This window comes from Paenibacillus sp. 1A_MP2 (assembly GCF_052244825.1).
GTDB classification, from domain to species: Bacteria; Bacillota; Bacilli; order Paenibacillales; family Paenibacillaceae; genus Paenibacillus; species Paenibacillus vandeheii.
The window spans coordinates 125679-146027 of sequence record NZ_JBQQCS010000001.1 but is presented as its reverse complement, the minus strand read 5'-3'; the positions used below and the strand labels follow the sequence as shown (position 1 = coordinate 146027).

Below are 20349 nucleotides of genomic sequence, written 5' to 3'. Positions count from 1 at the left end.
ATGTTGGACATTATCAAACAGGCTGCAGTGGCTGCAGTAGCTGCAGCTGGACCAGTGCAACTACTGGAAGCTACCGTCCTAACGCCGCCGCCTGCACTGAGCATACAAATAGGCTTAGACAGCAAGAACCCGATACCAGCGGAAATGCTGTCAGTTTCGGAACGTCTTACTTCCTATACTCGGGAGGTAGAAATAGAAGGTGATTTTGAAATGGAAGGCACGATTCAAACCTCGGATTATTCAGGAGATGGGAAAATATCGGGTTCCGGTATTTGTTCTGGAACAGTTACGTTTCTTGATGAACTGCGGGCCGGAGAAAAAGTATTAGTCATGAGCTTTCAAGGCGGTCAGTCTTTTTATATCGCAGAAAGGTTGGTGAAATATGGCGCTGACTCCTGATCTGAATATTCAAGTCCCGGATCTCTTTACTTCGGAGATTCAACCAACCAGGACCTATTCATTTGATCCGGTCACTGGCGAGATTGGTCGTGCCATCGAAGGACTTCCAGCCATGAAGCAGTTCATCATCAAGACACTACGGACCATTCGCTTTGAACACGTCATATACCCGGAGAGTTATGGTGCAGAATCGGATACGGTTGTCGGTCTGGCGACAAGTGCGGGTTTTATAGCTTCGGAGCTGCCCCGTGTCATTACAGAAGCATTGATCTACGATGAACGGATCAGCGAGGTTAAAGATTTTGATGTTGAACAGCAGGGCGACAGTGCGACGGTCACATTCACCGTTGTCACAAACGAAGGGGATCTGCGGCTAACGGAGGTGGTCGGTAGTGTTTGATACAGAAGAATACGAATATGAAGCCATCTTGCAAAGGATGCTTGATAGGGTACCTGATGATTTGGACAAGCGGCCTGGAAGCATTATTTATGATTCTTTAGCACCTGCAGCAGCTGAATTCGCTCAGATGAACATCGATTTGTCTGCCGGAGACGACTTATACAACGTCGATACAGCAACTGGAGAGTATCTAACCGAAGGCGCAGCTGAATGGGGTGTTAATCGGAAGCAAGCAACGTTTGCAGTTCGAAAAGGTACGTTTCTGGATTCGAATGGAGTAGGGATTGATGTAGCGATCGGCAGCCGCTTTTTTATTGAGGATTTGAACTATGTAGTCAAAGAAAGAGTTTCACTAGGCGTGTATAAAGTGACTGCTGAAACTGCAGGAGTCGTGGGAAACGCCCCATTCGGTTCGATGCTACCCGTGGAGTACATCAACGATTTAGCAACGGCAACTTTGAGTGACATCCTGGTACCTGGCGAAGATGAAGAAACGGATGATCAGCTGCGTGAACGTTTTTTCATAGAGATTAACGAGCAACCTTTTGGCGGGAACGTGGCTGATTATCGTCAAATGATTAGAGCCTTGGATGGGGTTGGGGCCGTGCGGATTACTCCTGTTTGGCAGGGCGGTGGCTCGGTGAAAGCAACCATTATGGCAACAGGTCATGTTCCACCTTCAACAGCTTTAATCAATCAGTTGCAGGAGATCGTTGATCCTGTGGCTTTTGCAGGACAGGGAATTGGGTTAGCGCCAATCGGACATACCGTAACGTTAGACGGAGTTAACTGGTTCACGATTAATATCACAACCACGTTAACTTTGGACTCCGATACATCAATTGGACAAGTACAACAAGATGTTGAAGATGTGATTGATGGATACCTTCAGGCACTCAAATCAACATGGGAATCCGATGCACCGTTGATTATACGGGTTGCTCCGCTTGAATCACGCATACTGACCGTTTCCGGGGTTGTGGATGTGATTGGTACACAGCTAAATGGATCTACTGCCAACATCACTCTGACGGTTGATCAGGTGCCGCAACGAGGGAGGGTGACGCTTAATGAGTAGACTCATGGAGTATCTGCCGCCGTATTATGTGGACAGTAAGCAAATGACAGCTCTGCTCATGGCGCAGGAAATGGAGCTGGACAATATTGCTGCAGGTGTTTTACGACAGCGTAATGACATGTTCATCATGACGGCCAGTTCGACGGCAATTCGGCGCCGAGAAAGATGCTGCGCATCCAGGCTAACCCCACTACAGAGTCGTTGGATTTTCGCCGCCGGCGCATCATTAACCGTCAGTCGACTAAACCCCCGTTTACACATCGTTGGTTACAAGCACAACTGGATCGTCTACTTGGTCCGGGGTTGACCATAGTTACGATCGACACAGCGAAATTTTTGTTGCTTGTTACCACCAACATAGAAAACGCGAACCTGTTTAAAGAGGTGCAACACACCATCCAAACAGTCAAGCCTGCGAATATGGTGTACCAGCAAAATACGTCCCTGCGGCACAAAATAGGCATTAAACATACGACTGTCAAAAGGGATGTATCCTGGAATTACAAGCTTGACGGCAGTTGGAAACTTGGCGAAAAGCCGTTTGCGGATTTAGGTCCGGAGGTGACATTGTAATGGATCAAGAGATATTGAACGATCTGGCTGTACATCTGAATTCACGGATAACGAGGGTTGTTCTGAACGGAGTGTACGAGATCACAGATTTTGTTGAAAAAGCGGTCACGGATTCAACTGTTGCGCTCAACTTTTTGATTCCAGCGGCTGATGTATCCATGATCACATTGATCGAAGTTAAAGGCCCAAATATCCGAGTCAGTTCGAAGGCTGTAAACGTCCCGAACCAGTCGGATACGCTCATGCTCGAAACTTTTGAAATAGAAGAGGTGACAGATTAATGGCTAAAACGGATTGGACTATGGAGGATGAGGTCAAGCCATCGGATATGAATCAAATTGGTGCGGAGATAAATTCTAAACAAAGCGCAATCAAACTTGCTAATAACTTTGCTGCACCCGGTGCGGCCATCACAGTTTATCCAGAGGGTATATCTGTATTTTACGTAGGTGGTGGCACTGGTGGTCAAGGATCAGCCTGGAGGACAGCCACTGGAGCAAACGAATCGTTCGGATATGTTGAAACTGTGCGTATAGGCACAGGCGGTTATCAAACCTTTACCGAGATGTACTCCGGTACTGATCCGGCTAACCAAGCTTATAACAAACAGTACAAACGCAACAAGAGGGATAGCAATGCAACATGGCAACCGTTTGAACGTGTGCTTGATTTAGATGATTATGATTCATTGGTGACATATGCAGATAGTGGATTCATTAAGAAATCGATTGTCATTCCGTTTGGATCAGACCTTAATACCTACATGGAAGAGGGCAACTATTATTGCCCAGCCAATGCCACTGTAGCAACTTTACTTAATTCTCCGACAGCAGAGGCATTTCATTTAACGGTCGAGCCACATGCTGGAGTGTTACAAACCTTGACCACTTTTCAGCCTGGTAACTTGGAAGTATTCCAAAGAAACTACTATTTCGGATGGGGGCCGTGGAAGAAAGTACCTACAAGAGAAGAACTTGAAGAAATAAAGCAATCTAGCGTTGATGCGAAACAGGAGGCCATCAATGCAGCGCTAGAAAATGATGAGAAAGTGGTTCTCCCCTTGGCAAATGAAAATGCCCAGGGCTATGCCAATGCGGCGGTATCTCCAATCATTGGTGCGGATTCGCCTAACCTGGTTCGCAATTCGTCTGCTTTTTATGGCTTGGAAGGTTGGGTTAACATAAGGGGTTTTAATGTTAATAACGGCAATAACGTGAGGGAATTAAAATTCTTTCAAGCGCTTGACCAATTGGAAGCTGGTGGTTATGCCTTTCTCGAATCGTCCGTTGTTATACCTGTCATACCATCGACAACATATAGGCTACAGGGCGTGTTTTATAACATCGGCATGACTTCTGGTTCGTTATATATCGAAGTATACAATTTCGGCAACGGTTCGGTTATCGGCAATGTTGTCGCAAACCTTAATTCGGACTGGCATCGAAAATCAGGCTTAATAAGCATTCCGGCTGGCGTTGCTGGCGTGGGTGTGCGCTTGGTTTTCGGAAATACGACAACCGGAACCGTGCCCGGAAGCGTCAAAGCAATCACTAGAGTTAAACTTTCATACGGTTCGGCTGACGTTCCGTACAGCTCCGAAGCGGACGACCTGGCCTTGTATGAGTACACCGAAAGACAAAACATATGGGGGGCGTTGTAATTGGCTACTGCAATCAAAAAACTTTACGCGGGGATCGGTGTTGCAACCGCAACTTCCCCGTATGTTGTATACACGGTCCCATCAGGGAAGAGGGTTATTATCAAGTCAATAACAGTCGCGAACCCCACGTCAACAGATCAAAGGTTTACAATTACTTTGGCTGGTTACCCCATCGTTTACAATCATGTCATAAAGGCGTTTGACACGTTTGTTCTACCCGCTGCCGGGTTTGTTTTAAATCAGATAGAAACGATAAGTTTTGGAAGTGCGCCCACGATACACATTAATGTAACGGGCGTAGTTTTTGATACATCGGAAAGAGTCAAACCATACGTATTAATAAGGGCAAACACGGTAACCACATCTCAAACAGGAACTGTGTTCAAAGATACATTAAATGATGTCTTGATTAAATCAGTAACTTTTTGCAATCTTACTGCTAGTGACACAACAATCGCCTTGTCTATTGGTGATTATCAGATAATTGGAGGCAAACTATTAAAGGCATACGATACATTGACAATACCTTTTTTGGACCAGCTTCTTGTTAAAGGTGAAACTTTGGCAGCTTGGGCGTCCTCAGCAAGCACGGTTTCGTTTTATGCAACCGGAATGGTGGTGACTTAACATGCCGATAATCGATAATTTTTTGTTGGATAATTCCAGGTTGGATGGGACACCGGGCGGCTTTAAGTATGCATCTGGGATTGTTAAATCTTCTGATTCGAATGGGCGAGTTATTTTCACAAGAAGTACCATGGAGGAAATATTATTGCCTTCCGTTGTAGTTTCTGGGTTAGGGTTTAAGCCGAGTATTATTTTTATAGGACCATTCAACGCCAGTTATAATTTGAGCTCCACGAATGGTACGTATTCAAAAAACATAAAGCACGGCGCTTGGCCTACGTATAATTGGTTTTGGGGTACGGGAGCAACAACTGCACCGGAGTTATATAGAGTTGTAGAAGGTTCCATACCAGTTAATGACGCCTATGTAACTAACGGCGGTTTTAGATTTCCATACGCATATTTAACTACTGATTTAGCATGGGAAGCTTATGGATAACCGCCGTGATATATAGACAGAAAAATAGAGAACTGAGTCTTGGGGGAGGGGATGCCAACAATTGAATTTGTAAGACGCAGCACGTCCGATAGCGGAGCGTGTTTTTTGTTGTGCCTGGAGTGGTCAGAGGATTTTTAAATTAAATAGATGGGGGATAGGAAGTTGGAGAACGTGGGGAAATGGGCTTTGGCCTTGGGTAGCTGGTTAGTGTCTTATTTATTTGGGGGATGGTCTGGAGTGTTGGGAGTATTGCTGGTGTTCGTGGTGCTTGATTATCTTACAGGTGTCGTAGCAGCCGGTTCTAATGGAGGATTGAAAAGTAAAATTGGCCTTATTGGGATTGCCCGTAAGGTCTTTATTTTTGCCATGGTTGCGGTTGGCCACTTGGTAGACGGCATCCTTGGTGATGAGCATTTGTTCAGGGACACTGTTGCCTTCTTTTACATTGCAAACGAATTGTTATCGATCACCGAGAACGGTGGGAAAATGGGTGCGCCTATACCGGCCGTAATCAAGCAAGCAATTGAGGTCCTGAAGGGCAAAGGTGGCAATGACAACGATAAGGGAGCTGGTACAAATGTTTAAAGTATGGATCGACGCAGGGCACGGAGGTAGGGACCCAGGAGCAGTGGCAAACGGCATCCAGGAGAAAGATATTGTTCTGAAGGTGTCGCTTGGTATCAAGAACCGATTGGAAGCGGATTATGAAAACGTGCAGGTGCTACTCTCCCGATCCACGGACGTATTCTTGGAGCTCCGCGATCGGACAGCCAAAGCGAACGCAGCCGGTGCAGACATTCTGGTTTCCATCCACTGTAATGCCGGTGGCGGTAAGGGCGGGTTTGAGTCCTTCCGGTTTACGTCTGCTTCCGAAAACAGTATCAAGCTGCAGGACAAGCTACACAAGGCTATTATGGGCAAGCTTGGCGGAATAGATCGTGGACAGAAGGCACAGAACTTACACATGGTTCGCGAATCTAAAATGCCGGCAGTCTTGACGGAAAACCTGTTTGTGGATGTGGCCACTGACGCGGATCGGCTGAAGCAGGCGAATGTAATTGATGTGATTATTGAAGGACACGTTCAGGGGATCGTTGCATACCTAGGACTAGTTGAAGATACGAAGGAGGGCAAGCCAGTGACACAGGAAAGAGACATTAACGTGCCAAGTAAGTGGGCAGAAGCGGCATGGGCAGAGGTTACGGCAAATGGATACTATGATGGCACCCGTCCTGGGGCGATGATCACACGAGAGGAATCCGGGATTGTGACGAACAGACTAAGGAAAAATATCCTGAAGCTGATTGCAGGAATCAACGGTAATGTGTCAGATCTGGACGATCGATTGAAGAAGATTGAAGCAGCAGAATAAGTGTGGTAACGGAATTGGAATTCGATATCATCGTTAAAAAGCCCCTCACTAGCGTTATAACAGTGAAGGGCTTTTTTTCATTTATTCAGTTTTGATGTGATTGGTTAGAATGACAAGGATAATAACTTGACTATAGAACATACGTTCGGTATAATTAACAAGAGAAAGGTTATTGACAGGCATGATATTATTGAAGGAAGGTGAACTATAACTAAGGGATGAGATTGTTTTGGGAATTCCGTTTGAGTCTATGAAGGAGTTAATAGTTGACATTTGTTCTGTTCATGATTCCTATTCTAGAGACTTTATTGGAGCTGTTCAGGGTGAGATGCTTAATCTCAAGAAAAAAGAATAGATAGTATTATTACGAATGATCAAGATGAAGAACAACAAAACTTCCATCTATTTGATCCCTCATTCCTTGACTTGATACAAAATTATCAAGATGCATTAGGAAAACAAGTTGTGTACATGGATTATGATTTTGACTATCGTCATTTTGATTTCAGGCTTAGAATTAAACAAAAAGATTCGATTATCAATAAATTGTTTCACTATAGATATGCAAAAGCAGAGCAAGGTGGCGTTTCCATCAATAAATGTCTGAATGATTTACTCGGGTTCAGAATAATGATTGATGACTTTGATCATGCTAGTACCGATGTAGATGATTTTCTTGACGATATTAAGTCATCAATTGGGTATAAACTAAATTGTAACAACGCGTGTAAAGACGATTATAAAGCAACACATATATACATTAATGGAGATAATAAGTATTTCCCTTGGGAATTACAAATTTGGAATCCGATTGATGCAGAGCGTAATGAACAGTCTCATAAAGAACATAAAAGCAAAAGAGAATACATAAAGTGGCCTCAAGAATACAAAGAAGGACATTGAAAGGAGGTGGGCATCTTGGCTTTTCATTTTGTCGCAATATTAAGTGATTATATTGGAGGACAAAGGGTTGGATGGCATTATGCTTCCGAAGGTAAATTAGATCGGGAGATTGTTGCAGAATTTATGAACAAGGTTGAAAAATGTGGACATACAACTTTGGGGATTCATAAATTATCTACAGATTCAATCTCATGGACGTCAGTTGTGGAAAAAGATTCTTTCTTTAAGGACGTTCTTGTGTCAGAAGACATGGAAGTCTTTATAAGACAAATCACCGCGAGTAAAGAATTGAATGTGCATGATATTGTGAAGTTTATTCTAGCAATTAAGCCTGTTACACAACTTAAACTTCAAAAATTACTTTATTATGCTTATGCAGAATATCTTTTGAAAACTGGTCGTAAATTATTCCGTGAACCAATTGTTGCATATAAATATGGCCCTGTTGTAGAAGAAGTATATCAAGTACAACGCCATAACGGTTCATCTGTTATTGTCATGGAAGATGATGAATTCCAATTGTCTACAGGTGCATCTTTACCTGCTTCAGTTGTTCGTGTATTGGGATCAGAAGATGGTGTTGAAGCAACAGTATGCATCCTTGAAGTGGTAGGGAGATATTTTGATCTTGATGCAAGAGAATTAGTGGATAAAACTCATCAAGTCGGAGGTCCTTGGGATACAGTCTATCTTGAAGGAATGAATTGTCTTATCACGGACGATTTGATAAAGGGATCTCATCACTTGACTGTCTAAATTAAAAGGCCCTGCCAACGGCAAGGCCTTTTTTCTATAAGCCGTATAGTTTTATCACACAACGTGTCCGGTGCTTGTTTGTCCGCAGCTCAGCTGCAGCTTTGCGGCCCAGTAGCCTTCTGACAATCCGGACCGCTTGATAGTATTTACCTGCCCCAGTCACATAAATGTATGTGATGTCTCCCATGCTGTTATACTTCCAAGGTAATTGCATTCCCCAATCCAACTCTTCTATTACTTTTTGAAGTTTTTGATCGACAGTATTAAAGCAGCTACTGAGATAACGAATCCACCTATAGCAATAATCCAGATTGCGATATCCATTTTGCATACCTCCAGTTTCATTTTATTTTACATCTGTGTTAAGATTGGGGTGAGCAGGCGCTGTGTTAGCCGCCTACTCGGGAACTTTTAACGTTTGCGTGGTCCGCGGCGTTTGGTTCCTTTTTCTTATTCTTGCTCTTAGCGGCACTTAGCATATTGACGATGGCCGTCGTCATGTTTGCGATCGCTGTTAGGAGCAAGACCCAATCTAACGTTTTCATTGCTGTTGTTCACCTCCTTACATTTATAATTATACAACGAAATTCGTTGAATGTCAACGATAATCGTTGAATTATATTCTATAAACGTGTATGATAATTATGAGGTGAGAGAGATGTTAAAGTTGAAATTGGCTGAGTTAATTGAAGAGAGGGATCTAAACACTCGTCAATTGAGCAAGTTGACTGGAATACGTTGGAATACAGTCGCAGATATGACCGAAAATAAATCTAAAGCTTGGTCACCTGAGAACCTCAATAAAATTATGGTTGCATTAGAACTTGATGATATCGGTCAGTTAATTGAATACAAAAAAGAGCAGGAGGGATAACCTCACTGCTCTTTTTTGTTAATGAGTTTTATTCTATATTACTAATTTTTTAATTATTCTCATGACCAAAATATAGGAATTATTCTACATAATATTACAATATAATCTATTAGAATTATATATTAGTAGTTTTGCCCTATATATAATTTGATTCTTATATCTCATTGAACATGCTGGGTATAAAATGTAATATTTCATTTGTTGTTAAAAAAGGAGGAATTGATTTGAAAAAGTATTTATTAGGTTTATCATTTTTCACCGTATTGTTCTTTGGAGCCTTTTTCAATTTGAACAGCGTTAGTGCATCGCCTATTACCACTGGTGAACCAGAAGTAGAGGCTCAAACTAATGTTAATGGAGATATCGGTATTTTTGCTGAGATTGGCCCTACATATCCAGGTACAAATATCAAAATGCAAGTTGGAGATATTCTCTATTCAAGTAAGTCGAATAAAACAACATTTTTTGTTGGTCATGTTGGTATCGTAGGTTCTGACTTTAAGGTGTATCATGTTACACCAGCAAAGAACGGCGGTGCGGCAAGTGATATTACCTCATATGCTAAGTTGCATTTACCAGGTGAAAAGCTTAGTATCTATACTCCACGTGATGGTCGAGGAGTTAAAGCAGCAGCATGGGCAAAAAATAATTACAGTCGAGTTACGAAGTATGAAATTAAAGCTTCAGACAGACTCAGTGTGATGACCCCAAATTACTGTTCTAAATTCATTTGGCAAGCTTTTCATTATGGAGAAAATTTTGATGTCATCGGTAAAAATACCTCTGATCAAGACTGGGGAAGTGTAATCTTTCCTGCCATTTTCACTAATAGTACTTATTTTGTGTTAAAAGGTTCATTTATTGCTAATTAAATTAAGCTAAGAGGACCGTATCCTAGGTACGGTCCTTTTGATATAATTTGGTTATTACTTATTGCGATTAGGAGGTAAAATGAAAAAGTATAAGACTCAATGGATAATTCTTCTTCTTATTATTATTATTGTCCTTCTCTCTGGCGGTTGGTATTTAAATTATAAGTCGAAGATGCATAGTTTGGAGGAAAGCCTTCGCAATTATTTGATAAATGAGAAAGGAATAGAAAGTTCCGAAATCTTAAGTATACATGCTCGGAGAAGTAAGATGCCGATGTATCCTGTCACTGTTCAATTTAAAGATGACCCAGAAGAATATGTATATACAGATAGAGGAGGAAAGGAATGGGTTCAAGTCTACCCTGATCCTAATTGAATATGTCATTATATTAGCCTCATTTGAATATTAAGTTCAATGGGGCTTTTTTCTTGTTGAATAACGAACGTATATTCGCATATAATAGCCAAAAGCAAACAAACGTTCTTATTGGAGGGATAAACATGCCAGTGAAATACTTGGGTTGGTTGGTTGAAATCATATACGAGGATCAAAGTGGAAAGATCACGAAACGTCGTATCCAAGTCAAAAGCATACGATCCGGAATGATTAAAGCTGATGATCTATTGTCGGGGCAGCCACGTACTTTCCGCGAATCCGGTTTACTGGCATGCTATCCGATCAGGACGACAGCACAGGGGGCTTAAACATGTTGACGGATTATGAACGGAAGGTACTGAGGATCTTGTACAACTACAGTAGTGGGCGGCGTCGGCTGCCTACAATCCATGAATTGACTGTTAAAACGGGTAAGGGGGATAAAGTAGTTATGGCCGCCTTGGAGACCCTTATTACAACTGAATACATACACTGGGAGGATAAGTCTAACACGGCCAATATTGTGATCCTGGAAGGCTGGGAACGAGAGTCGGAAAAGCCTAAGCTTCCAGAGGCACCGACATCAGCTCAACCAAACGATTTAAGCTATTGGACCCAATACTGAGGAGGGATGCAATGTGGCAAGCAAATTGACGGCGAATGGTGTATATGAGGGATCGCGCATAATTCTTCCTGAACATCGAGAAGCATTTTTAAAGGATCAGAAGGAACAAGAGAGAAGGGGAAGCCTGTCTTGGATGAACAGGAAATGCAGCTCATTGAAGAAGCGATTTTTGAATCGTACCAGGAATGCAGATCAATCACGTTAACCGTATTCAATCCGTTCGATGACGAGGAGCTGAGGGGCGTTGTGACATCGATCGATAAGCCAAACAGGAGAATCAAACTTGTACGGGGAGAAGAGGACTACAGTTGGCCAAGAATAGAAGAGATTATTAAAGCAAGCATATAAAAACGAGTAAGGCCTTGGTCATGCCTTCTTTCACAAATTAAAGACAATAAAGGAGCCTACTATTGCATTTTTTTGGTACTGAGGTTCCTTTATTTTGTTTATGGAGTTATTGTTATGAATAGCACAATATTACAAGGGGTGATCTTATAAACTGGACAGTATTTGTAGGCTTAGGTTTATATATTTACATTGTGATATTAGTGAGCTACCGCTTGATAAAAAAGAAGAAACAAAACACCATATACAGAACATTGCATTACTGATTACTGCTATTATTTGCATAAACGCGATAGATTCAGTAAATATATTTAGACCGATAATTATGCTGGTTACGTTTGTGATTTTAGTTATATATGTATCTATTTTAATTATAAAAAATATTAAGAAGAGACCGGATTAATGAATCGGTCTCTTTTGTTATTTGAAAAAATCTCCCCCAGTAGTCACAAATGTTGGTTTTCTTATTTGGCACGTGAGATCCGAGAAAGGTAAATAATTATTGTTGCTGTCGGATGAAAAATTAAGTACCAAATGGGGGTCGATGCCCCTCGCCTCCATTAGAGTAAGCAAAAGCCATCAACCAGTTGTTCTGGTTGGTGGTTTTTCTGTTTATGATATAATAAAGTATATATTTAGATTGGGGGATTCAAGATGTTTGAGAATCGAGAACAGCTCCAAGAAATTTTAAAGAAGGCAAATCAACATGCGCGGAAGCAAGCTCAAGAATCGGGTGCTTCTATTTATTATATAAAAAACAACAAACGCGTTCGTGAGGATGCTGAAGGTAAGAAATTCGAAATAATATTTGATGCCACTGGGAAGCGCCAGGAGTTTGAATATCATGAGTGAAACCAAACCAGTTATGACTGTGTTTGCTGGAACCAATGGAGCAGGGAAAAGTACACTTAGTATGCAAATGAGAGATTGGCTTGGTGAACTGGTAGATCCCGATCAGATTGCAAGAGAGTTGAAACCAGATAATCCTCGTAGTGCTGACCTGTCTGCTGGAAGGGAAGCCGTGAGAAGAATTCGCTCGCTCATAAAAAATGGTGAGAACTTTGCCATAGAAACGACATTGTCTGGATCATTTGTTCTGAAACATATGGAAATCGCTAAAGAGAAGAATTACGAAATTGTCCTGTATTACATCGGCCTTCAAGATGTCCAGATGCATATAGATCGTGTAGCTTCTCGTGTTGAGCAGGGTGGTCATTGGATTGCAGAAGAGGATATTCGTTATCGATATGGTGAGTCATTGAAGAACCTTACACCAGCTCTAGCCATTGCGGATCAAGTTATCATCATTGATAATACATACGAACCTTTAATTGTAGCGGAAATCGTGCAAGGTCACTTGATCTATTGTGTGGAGTTCATACCTGCTTGGGCTAATCCTGTTTTGGTTGGATGTTGATACTCGGGTGACATCAAAACTGTGACTACACCCGTAGAGGCTTATGTGTCGTTATCTTCGGACAGGGGTTCGAACTCCCCGATGCTTAAAAATCGCGAACAGCTCCAGGAAATTTTTGAAAAGAAAAATCAACATGCACGGAAACGCGAATACAACTTACCATCGAGTGTAACTTATACATATGTTAGTATAATCAAAAGTGAAAAAGGGGTGTGAAATGGTATACATTTCAGGACTGAACCTTATTCTACTGTCTTTTGGAGCTCTAGTATTATTTATAGGAATTAGTTATTTGATACTTAAAAGAATGCCTAGTACAAAATGGATTTTGTTATTTGTAATGATCCTTTACATTGCAATTAATTTTTGGTACTACTTACGGGGTAGTGCAAATTTGATTACATTATTAAGCACCATTGCATTAGGCTGTACTCTAACATTTCAAACTTTTAATAAGGCAAGAAAAGTTTGATTAAAAAGAACTTGTCGTTTTCTCGAATGACAGGTTCAATTTTTGTCTCCATAAGTAGATAAGAGAATCCGCAATCATCTAATTAAGTACCGAATGGGGGATGCCACCTCGCCTCCATCCGAGACAGCAAAGGAGACCCGTTAGGGTCTCTTTTGCTTTGTCTATGAGGTTAAGAAGCACCCGCGCCAGTGAAAGAAGCTCCCGAGTACGGCATTGCAATCTACGCAAAGATTTCATCGTCAATGGCAGTGAATCTACTAAATTAACTTTAATTATTGAATAGTGGTTCCGTGCGAAGCAAATAATTACCCCTTACCTCCGCCGTCCAATTGGCAAAGACCTCTCTCCATTGAACACTGTTAAAGAAATCGTCTACGGATTGGTTGTCGGAATCCCAGTCAACAAATATATTGAGAGGTGTGATTCCTCCGGCCCAGATTCCATTACTGACGTCCGTTCCCTTCTCTCTCACCAATAAGATTGGAATGCCGAATTGAAAGGCCATGGCAGGCTCGATTTGCGAAAACGTCGATCCTTCCCAGAACGGAGTGGTCGTCGGTGGCCCCCTACATTGGATTCGAGAATTTGAACAAAAAATCTTCGGAAGTTGATTGCGAGTAATCCATAGCTTGAAAAAACCAGGCGTCGTATATTCGTCAGAATGTTTTCCGGGTATTGTTCACTAACGGGCAATGTGCGGGGAAAGAGTAGTGCATCTTCAATTTCCCTAATCAGACGGTTCAAAAATTGCTCTTGCAAGTCATTTACCGTGTTGGTTGTACTCAGAAATATAGGAATACGAAAAGCACGATCCACACAGGCATCGATAGCCGATGATGTGCCCTTTTCATTATGGATGGGCTTATTCGGATTTGAGGCGGAGGTTCTTAAATGGCCACGGACGGGTGGAAGCTCCGTTACCATGCTTACGGGAGAAAGTTTTTTCATGGGGAATTGCTGAGTCTTCGCCTTATTTTTTGGATTACTCAATGTTCACATCTCCAATGCATAAATCTGGTTTATATTTAGCCCCAGTCTATGCACATTAGCCCATTTGTGTGACGTGATACTCATGAAGGGGGAGGATCTACACTTTACCCATCAGCATCTTGCTGTAATATTTTGAAAATTTACTTCGTACTAGGATGTAATTTATAATAATAAGTTAATATAAACTGCGTCAGGAGGATACAATGGACTTTATCAAAAATCAACTAGACGGAACGGGCATGAGTGAACAAACCATTGGATATCTTTCGAATATGATCATGGTGGTATTTATAGCTGTGGTCTCCATACTGGCCAATTTTATAGCCAAAAAAATCGTATTGAAGATTATTATCCAAATCGTCAACAACAATCGGTACACGTGGGATAAAATCATTGTGGAGAAAAAAGTGTTTCACAAGCTCTCGCATCTCGTACCGGCAATTATCATCTATTATTCGGCGTATATCTTCCCGTCCTATCAAGCTTTAATTGAAAAAGCTGCTCTAACTTATATGATCGTCATAACCATCACGGTATTAAATGCGCTGCTCAACGCCTTTGATACCATATATCGTTCCTATGAAGTCTCCAAGATCAGACCGATTAAGGGATACATTCAGGTGGCCAAAATTGTCCTTTTCATCATTGGGGGCATAATCGTCATTTCGAGCCTGATTGGTCAGAATCCGTTGATTATTCTCAGTGGACTTGGCGCTTTATCAGCTGTTCTGATGCTCGTCTTCAAGGATTCCATATTGGGACTGGTGGCAGGCGTGCAATTATCATCGAATGACATGGTGCGTGTTGGTGACTGGATTGAAATGCCCAAATATAATGCTGACGGCGACGTCATCGATATTACGTTAAACACGGTAAAGGTTATGAATTTTGATAAAACGATCACGATGATTCCAAGCTACGCGCTCATCTCGGATTCGTTCAAAAACTGGAGAGGCATGCAAGTCTCCGGTGGCAGAAGGATTAAGCGAAGCGTCTATATTGATACGAGCAGCATAAGCTTCTGCACTAAGGAAATGATTGGGGAATTTCAGAAGATCCACTATCTTACGGACTATCTTGAGACCAAATTAAATGAAATTAACGAATACAATACGGAACACCACATTAATACGGAAAGCATTGTGAACGGTAGACAGCTTACGAATGTGGGTGTATTCAGGGAATATATCCATCAATATTTAAGGAATCATCCGAAAATTCATAAGGATATGACGTTGATCGTGAGACAATTAGCACCGGGAGATAACGGACTACCACTTGAAATTTATGCATTCAGTAATGATATCACCTGGGGGTATATGAATCGGTTCAAGCGGATATCTTTGACCACATCTTCGCTGTTGCGCCGACATTTGGCCTTCGTGCTTTCCAGAATCCAACGGGACACGATATCGTGCAATTAAAAGAAAGCCCGCAATATTCGAGAGGATATTGAGATAGGTTATTTACCTGATCCAATATGAAATGAGCAGAGGAAGCACCGTAAAGGTGCTTTTTTTGTTTAAAAAGTGACATATATACTATTTACAAATCTGGAAATAATTAATAGTATATTTATATGGGCATGATTTCCAGATTTTGTTTTACCCTATCATTTTGAAGCTATATAAATTGAACTAAACATTTACACGAGAACGGAGAGGACAGAAATAACATGAAGAAGCGGAGCGTTCGCCTTTATCCCCGGATTTTACCCTTTGAAAAAGGGAATCCACAAAAATCTGGGGATAACAGCGATCGGAAGGTTATTCTGTCATCGGAGTGGCAAGTGTAAATTATTTTTTAGTTCAATTTATATAGAAATACAATGTCCCGCTTGGAAGATTGGAAAATTTAATGGAGGTGAATCTCATGGCACGTGTATTAGTTGTAATGATGCCTGCAGAAGGGCATATCAATCCGACGCTCGGAATAATCAAGGAACTGGTGGAGAACGGCGATGAAGTTGTCTACTGTTGTACGGAACAATACCGGACGAAGATTGAAGCGTTAGGCGCACAATTTAAAGCATACTCCTTCAACGAGGCAACCCTGCTCAACAACCCGGATATGAAGCCGTTTGAAATCAAGCACCCTTACCAATTTTTATATATGGTTTTGAAAAAAATTATTCAACGATTTATTCCGGATGTTCTCAATCTGATCGAAAATGAAACCTATGATTATTTAATTTTTGACTCCTTAATAGGCTGGGGAGGACAAATTTTAGGGGAAAAGCTGGGTATACCAGTGGTATGCTCAACCACGACCTTTGTTTTTGTGGAGCCTCTCGGATTCGGTAATCAACTGAAGGATGACGATGAGGAGGTTAAGGAGCTATACAACGGCATCATCGAGATGTCCCAGCAAATTGCTTCTCAGTTCAATGTGGCTGTGCCTTCCCTGGCGGATCTTTCAGGGCATCCCGGGCAACTAAAGCTGGTCTATACCAGCCGATATTTTCAACCCATGGGGGACAAGCTGGATGACAGCTATGTGTTCACCGGCCCATCTATTTTACCCCGTAAGGATGCACCAGCCTTTGCAAAGGAATCTCTGCATGCCCTCTATAAACAGGCGGTATATATTTCGATGGGGACCATTTTAAATAAGGATCTTGAATTCTATAAGCTGTGCTTTATGGCTTTTCGGGATTTGCCTGTGCAGTTTATATTGTCTTCGGGAAAGGATACGGATTTGGAGCCCATTGCGGATCTCATTCCTGATAATTTCATGATCAGACCCTACCTTCCACAATTGGAGGTTTTGCAGGGCGTAGATGCTTTTCTGACACATGCAGGCATGAACAGTACAAGCGAAGCTTTGTATTACAATGTTCCGTTGGTTATGCTCCCGTTAACCTCTGATCAGCCGCGTGTAGCAGGTCGGGTGCAGGAGCTGGGAGCAGGGGTCATCGTGGATAAAAATAACCTTACACCCGACGTGCTGAGAACCGCGGTATTAGAGGTGCTCGGCAACGAATCCTACAAGGAACATGCTGAGGTTATTGGGAAAACATTACGCGACGCTGGCGGGTACAAGCAGGCTGCTATGGCCATTCAGAACTTTATGGGCAAGCGGTCGTTATCGGCCACGACCATCTCTTCGCTTGAATAAAGAGGCAACTTGCCTCTATTAAAATTAGACGAGAAAGCCACTCCCCATTTAACGGGTGGGTGGCTTTCATTTGATTCATCCGCGTATGGAGGGGTAGAATAAACGAGAGGGCATATCACTTTATCCATATCGCTTAGTATACCTTTCGCAAAGGAGAGTTTTGAGATGAATCATACAATCCCGGAATATACGTTGAATGATGGCTTGAAAGTACCTGCCATTGGCTTTGGTACCTATAGCTTAAAAGGAGAAAAAGGTGTCAATTCCATAGCATCCGCGATGGATGCAGGTTACCGACTGATTGACACAGCATATAACTATGAGAATGAGGCGACTGTTGGAAAAGCCATTAAGCAGAGCTCCGTTTCCAGAGAAGACCTGCTGATCTCATCCAAACTGCCAGGGCGTTACCATGCCTTTGAAAAGGCGATTGTAGCCATCCAGGAATCTCTATACAGAGCAGATCTGGATTATTATGATCTATATCTGATTCACTGGCCGAATCCGAAGCAGGATATGTATGTGGAAGCGTGGCAGGCACTCATTGAGGCGAAGAAACGCGGATATATCCGTTCCATCGGAGTTAGCAATTTCCTTCCGGAACATAATGACCGCCTGATTAAGGAGACGGGAGTAGCGCCAAGTTTGAATCAGATTGAGCTGCATCCATTCTTTGACCAAGCCGATCAGCGGAAGAAGGATTCACAGCATGGTATTGTGAACGAATCATGGAGTCCTATTGGGCGTGGCAATGATGCTGTACAGGATATCGTAAAAGATGAAAAGATCCTTCGGATTGCCGAGGCCCATGGCAAAACGGCTACTCAGGTTATTTTGCGCTGGCATACCCAGCTTGGTTCAATTCCGATCCCCAAAGCAGGCTCTCTTCAACACCAGCAAGAAAATATCGATATATTCGATTTCGAGCTGAGCGAGAAGGAGATGGAAGTCATCTCTTCTTATCATCGTGAGGATGGACGGTTGTGGAATCAGGACCCGAGTGAATACGAAGAGTTTTAAATTGCTGAATGTGAAAACGTGCGATTCACCGTAAGGTGAGGAAAACGAGTATAAAGGAAACGTAGCCTCCTATTCTACAAAGATGTAGATAGGGGGCTTTTTGCTGTATGTTTTTACAAAACTTATGGTTTACTAAACAGGTGTGACTGGTTCAATATTCTTCTAAACGATTTGACCAAATGGTTATTTGGAAAGAGTGTTCTTCACTTTTGTTGCTTCACCATTCAATCTGGAAATATGATCTTGATCTCTTGCATTCATATGCAAATCCTGCGCTGCACAAGGAAACATCAAATTTTGGATATGTCGGCAAGAATGGAGGATAGCCATTATAGCGGGCAAGCGGTAACTTTATGGGGAGCGATGACAGGGTTGCCTATCAACGATACGAATTCAATGGGGGACGTGAAGCAATGAAACGGTCATGGAGAAAACGACTGGCAATTGGAATCTGCCTGATGATGAGTATTACTGCTCTTGCAGGCTGCTCGGGAGGCAACGGAAGTGCAGGTGAAGCAGAAGGAGATGGACCTACACCCATTTCAATCTGGATGTCGATGAATACGAATGCGTCCATCACACTCAAGAGCATGAATGAAATCACGGCGATTAAGGAATGGGAAAAGAAAACCAATACCAAAATCGAATTCCAGCATCCCGCGGTGGGTGCCGAGACCGAACAGTTCAACGTCATGATTGCCTCGAATCAGCTGCCTGATGCCATGTTTGTCAATGGAGATTACGCCAAACTGTTCAATGATGGTATCATCATTCGACTTAACGAACTCATTGATGAATACGCTCCCAATTTGAAAAAGACCCTGGAGGAGAATCCCGAGGTTGCCAAACAGTTAAAAGCCGACAACGGAGATATCTATGCGATACCGCATCTGCGTCTGGGGAATACAAAACCTTCGGCGGTACGTTCATCCGTCAGGATTGGCTGGATGAGCTGAAGCTGGAGAAACCGGAAACGATTGAGGAGTGGGAGACAGTACTCAAGGCCTTCAAGGAGAAAAAAGGCGTAGCAGCGCCCCTGTTGTTTGGTGCACCCCCAAAAATGACCACGATGGGACCAGCCGCACCGACGTATCTGGAGGCTTACGGCATCACTAATAATACATTTATGAAAGATGGCAAGGTCGTCTATGGACCAATCGAGCCGGAATATAAGGAGTTTCTAACGATGTTCCATCGCTGGTATCAGGAGGGATTGATTGATCCCGATTTTGCTACCAATGACCAGAAAACATATGACGCCAAAATTTTGAGCAGTCAAGCTGGTGCGTTTTTCACCTATATCGGTGGAGGTGTAGGCCGCTACCTGCCCGCTCTGCAGGAAACGGATCCGAACGCCAATCTGACAGCCGTGCAATATCCGGTGCTGAACAAAGGGGATGAGCCGATGTTTACCGGACGTTCCTGGGAGTGGAGCAGTAGCGGCGTTGTGATCACCAATAGCAACAAACACCCGGAAGAAACGATCAAGGCACTCGATTATTTCTTCAGTGAAGAAGGACATATGCTGAAAAATTTCGGTGTGGAGGGCCTCACCTATACGATGAAGGACGGTTACCCGACGTATAACGATGAGATTTTGAAAAATCCGGACGGTCTGTCGGTTGCTCAGGCCATGGCCAAACATTTTATTGCGAACTATCCCTTCGTAGGGGAGGATGACGATCGGTACAATGAGCAGTATTATCAGCTCCAGCAGCAGAAGGATGCGGCGGTTCTGTTCTCCAAATACAGTGAGAATACGCTGAAGGTAGGCCTTCCTCCTACCAGTCTGACGACTGAAGAATCTACGGAGTACAGCAAAATCATGAGTGATATTGGAACTTATCGGGATGAGATGTTCGTCAAATTCGTCATTGGGGTTGAGCCGATTGAGAACTTTGACAAGTTTGTCGATCAGATCAACAAGTTTAACGTGAAACGGGCTATTGAAATTCAGCAAGCGGCCTTGGACCGGTATAACGCCAGATAAGGAGGAGATGCCCACGAGCGGTGAAGCCATCTTTACCGCTTCAC

The 20349-nt window shown here is 42.6% G+C and carries 24 protein-coding genes and 3 pseudogenes; 26 read left to right on the top strand and 1 reads right to left on the bottom strand.

From position 1 onward, the window contains the following. The 21 genes and pseudogenes from ACTWJ7_RS00840 to ACTWJ7_RS00740 all read left to right on the top strand — a co-directional run bounded on the left by ACTWJ7_RS00840 (position 1) and on the right by ACTWJ7_RS00740 (position 12716). Positions 1 to 399, top strand: a complete 399-nt coding sequence (locus ACTWJ7_RS00840; protein ID WP_301881068.1) for a DUF2577 family protein — start codon at positions 1 to 3, stop codon at positions 397 to 399. Continuing rightward, positions 383 to 799: a DUF2634 domain-containing protein gene (locus ACTWJ7_RS00835; RefSeq protein WP_301881067.1), complete on the top strand. Its 417-nt coding sequence runs from the start codon at positions 383 to 385 to the stop codon at positions 797 to 799. Before ACTWJ7_RS00840 ends, ACTWJ7_RS00835 begins: the two co-directional genes overlap by 17 nt. Further along, complete coding sequence (locus ACTWJ7_RS00830) at positions 792 to 1877, top strand: baseplate J/gp47 family protein (protein WP_301881066.1); 1086 nt, start codon at positions 792 to 794, stop codon at positions 1875 to 1877. The genes ACTWJ7_RS00835 and ACTWJ7_RS00830 overlap by 8 nt, the downstream gene beginning before the upstream one ends. After that, the gene (locus ACTWJ7_RS00825) at positions 1870 to 2184 is read left to right on the top strand and encodes a hypothetical protein (RefSeq protein ID WP_443146453.1); all 315 of its coding nucleotides are present in this window, start codon (positions 1870 to 1872) and stop codon (positions 2182 to 2184) included. Before ACTWJ7_RS00830 ends, ACTWJ7_RS00825 begins: the two co-directional genes overlap by 8 nt. Beyond that, a complete protein-coding gene (locus ACTWJ7_RS00820; protein ID WP_443146328.1) occupies positions 2079 to 2450 on the top strand; it encodes a hypothetical protein in 372 nt (123 codons plus the stop codon). Before ACTWJ7_RS00825 ends, ACTWJ7_RS00820 begins: the two co-directional genes overlap by 106 nt. Continuing rightward, positions 2450 to 2731 carry a ketopantoate hydroxymethyltransferase gene (locus ACTWJ7_RS00815; protein WP_301881064.1) on the top strand — a complete coding sequence of 94 codons (282 nt, stop codon included), beginning with the start codon at positions 2450 to 2452 and terminating at the stop codon, positions 2729 to 2731. Before ACTWJ7_RS00820 ends, ACTWJ7_RS00815 begins: the two co-directional genes overlap by 1 nt. Beyond that, positions 2731 to 4110 carry a pyocin knob domain-containing protein gene (locus ACTWJ7_RS00810; RefSeq protein WP_301881063.1) on the top strand — a complete coding sequence of 460 codons (1380 nt, stop codon included), beginning with the start codon at positions 2731 to 2733 and terminating at the stop codon, positions 4108 to 4110. Before ACTWJ7_RS00815 ends, ACTWJ7_RS00810 begins: the two co-directional genes overlap by 1 nt. After that, positions 4111 to 4737: a hypothetical protein gene (locus tag ACTWJ7_RS00805; RefSeq protein WP_301881062.1), complete on the top strand. Its 627-nt coding sequence runs from the start codon at positions 4111 to 4113 to the stop codon at positions 4735 to 4737. 1 nt (position 4738) lies between these two features. Then, entirely contained in the window at positions 4739 to 5176 is a 438-nt protein-coding gene (locus ACTWJ7_RS00800; protein WP_301881060.1) for a hypothetical protein, read from the top strand. A 147-nt stretch (positions 5177 to 5323) separates the two neighbouring features. Then, on the top strand, positions 5324 to 5761 hold the full coding sequence (locus tag ACTWJ7_RS00795) for a phage holin family protein (RefSeq protein WP_301881059.1): 438 nt from the start codon (positions 5324 to 5326) through the stop codon (positions 5759 to 5761). Continuing rightward, positions 5754 to 6548: an N-acetylmuramoyl-L-alanine amidase gene (locus ACTWJ7_RS00790; RefSeq protein ID WP_301881058.1), complete on the top strand. Its 795-nt coding sequence runs from the start codon at positions 5754 to 5756 to the stop codon at positions 6546 to 6548. Before ACTWJ7_RS00795 ends, ACTWJ7_RS00790 begins: the two co-directional genes overlap by 8 nt. 465 nt (positions 6549 to 7013) lie before the next feature. Further along, positions 7014 to 7451, top strand: a complete 438-nt coding sequence (locus ACTWJ7_RS00785) for a hypothetical protein (protein WP_443145059.1) — start codon at positions 7014 to 7016, stop codon at positions 7449 to 7451. A 15-nt stretch (positions 7452 to 7466) separates the two neighbouring features. Beyond that, positions 7467 to 8207, top strand: coding sequence for a Panacea domain-containing protein (locus tag ACTWJ7_RS00780; protein WP_301881056.1), 741 nt, complete (start codon positions 7467 to 7469; stop codon positions 8205 to 8207). Between the two features lie 658 nt (positions 8208 to 8865). Then, positions 8866 to 9081: a helix-turn-helix domain-containing protein gene (locus ACTWJ7_RS00775; protein ID WP_301881055.1), complete on the top strand. Its 216-nt coding sequence runs from the start codon at positions 8866 to 8868 to the stop codon at positions 9079 to 9081. Between the two features lie 224 nt (positions 9082 to 9305). Beyond that, on the top strand, positions 9306 to 9953 hold the full coding sequence (locus ACTWJ7_RS00770) for a hypothetical protein (protein ID WP_301881054.1): 648 nt from the start codon (positions 9306 to 9308) through the stop codon (positions 9951 to 9953). A 79-nt stretch (positions 9954 to 10032) separates the two neighbouring features. Then, positions 10033 to 10329: a DUF3139 domain-containing protein gene (locus ACTWJ7_RS00765; RefSeq protein ID WP_301881053.1), complete on the top strand. Its 297-nt coding sequence runs from the start codon at positions 10033 to 10035 to the stop codon at positions 10327 to 10329. Between the two features lie 125 nt (positions 10330 to 10454). Beyond that, positions 10455 to 10658: a hypothetical protein gene (locus ACTWJ7_RS00760; protein ID WP_063564804.1), complete on the top strand. Its 204-nt coding sequence runs from the start codon at positions 10455 to 10457 to the stop codon at positions 10656 to 10658. A gap of 2 nt (positions 10659 to 10660) precedes the next feature. Further along, positions 10661 to 10954 (top strand): hypothetical protein, encoded by a 294-nt coding sequence (locus tag ACTWJ7_RS00755; protein ID WP_301881052.1) that lies wholly within the window; start codon positions 10661 to 10663, stop codon positions 10952 to 10954. A 13-nt stretch (positions 10955 to 10967) separates the two neighbouring features. Beyond that, positions 10968 to 11302 (top strand): annotated as a pseudogene (locus tag ACTWJ7_RS00750) (YolD-like family protein). Positions 11303 to 11953: 651 nt separating this feature from the next. Then, positions 11954 to 12151, top strand: a complete 198-nt coding sequence (locus tag ACTWJ7_RS00745; protein WP_024629495.1) for a hypothetical protein — start codon at positions 11954 to 11956, stop codon at positions 12149 to 12151. Further along, the gene (locus ACTWJ7_RS00740) at positions 12144 to 12716 is read left to right on the top strand and encodes a zeta toxin family protein (RefSeq protein WP_301881050.1); all 573 of its coding nucleotides are present in this window, start codon (positions 12144 to 12146) and stop codon (positions 12714 to 12716) included. Before ACTWJ7_RS00745 ends, ACTWJ7_RS00740 begins: the two co-directional genes overlap by 8 nt. 740 nt (positions 12717 to 13456) lie before the next feature. On the opposite strand, the pseudogene ACTWJ7_RS00735 reads toward ACTWJ7_RS00740, so the two are convergent. Continuing rightward, a pseudogene (locus ACTWJ7_RS00735) lies at positions 13457 to 14178 on the bottom strand (hypothetical protein). A 203-nt stretch (positions 14179 to 14381) separates the two neighbouring features. On the opposite strand from ACTWJ7_RS00735, the pseudogene ACTWJ7_RS00730 reads away from it, so the two are divergent. The 5 genes and pseudogenes from ACTWJ7_RS00730 (at position 14382) to ACTWJ7_RS00710 (ending at position 20305) form a co-directional block, all read left to right on the top strand. Beyond that, positions 14382 to 15634, top strand: a pseudogene (locus ACTWJ7_RS00730) (mechanosensitive ion channel family protein). Positions 15635 to 16050: 416 nt separating this feature from the next. After that, on the top strand, positions 16051 to 17295 hold the full coding sequence (locus ACTWJ7_RS00725; protein WP_301881046.1) for a macrolide family glycosyltransferase: 1245 nt from the start codon (positions 16051 to 16053) through the stop codon (positions 17293 to 17295). A gap of 165 nt (positions 17296 to 17460) precedes the next feature. Then, positions 17461 to 18315, top strand: a complete 855-nt coding sequence (locus ACTWJ7_RS00720) for an aldo/keto reductase (protein ID WP_301881045.1) — start codon at positions 17461 to 17463, stop codon at positions 18313 to 18315. A gap of 413 nt (positions 18316 to 18728) precedes the next feature. Next, positions 18729 to 19271: a hypothetical protein gene (locus ACTWJ7_RS00715; RefSeq protein ID WP_443145058.1), complete on the top strand. Its 543-nt coding sequence runs from the start codon at positions 18729 to 18731 to the stop codon at positions 19269 to 19271. Then, entirely contained in the window at positions 19244 to 20305 is a 1062-nt protein-coding gene (locus tag ACTWJ7_RS00710; protein WP_443146327.1) for an extracellular solute-binding protein, read from the top strand. The genes ACTWJ7_RS00715 and ACTWJ7_RS00710 overlap by 28 nt, the downstream gene beginning before the upstream one ends. The last annotated feature ends 44 nt before the right edge of the window (positions 20306 to 20349 follow it).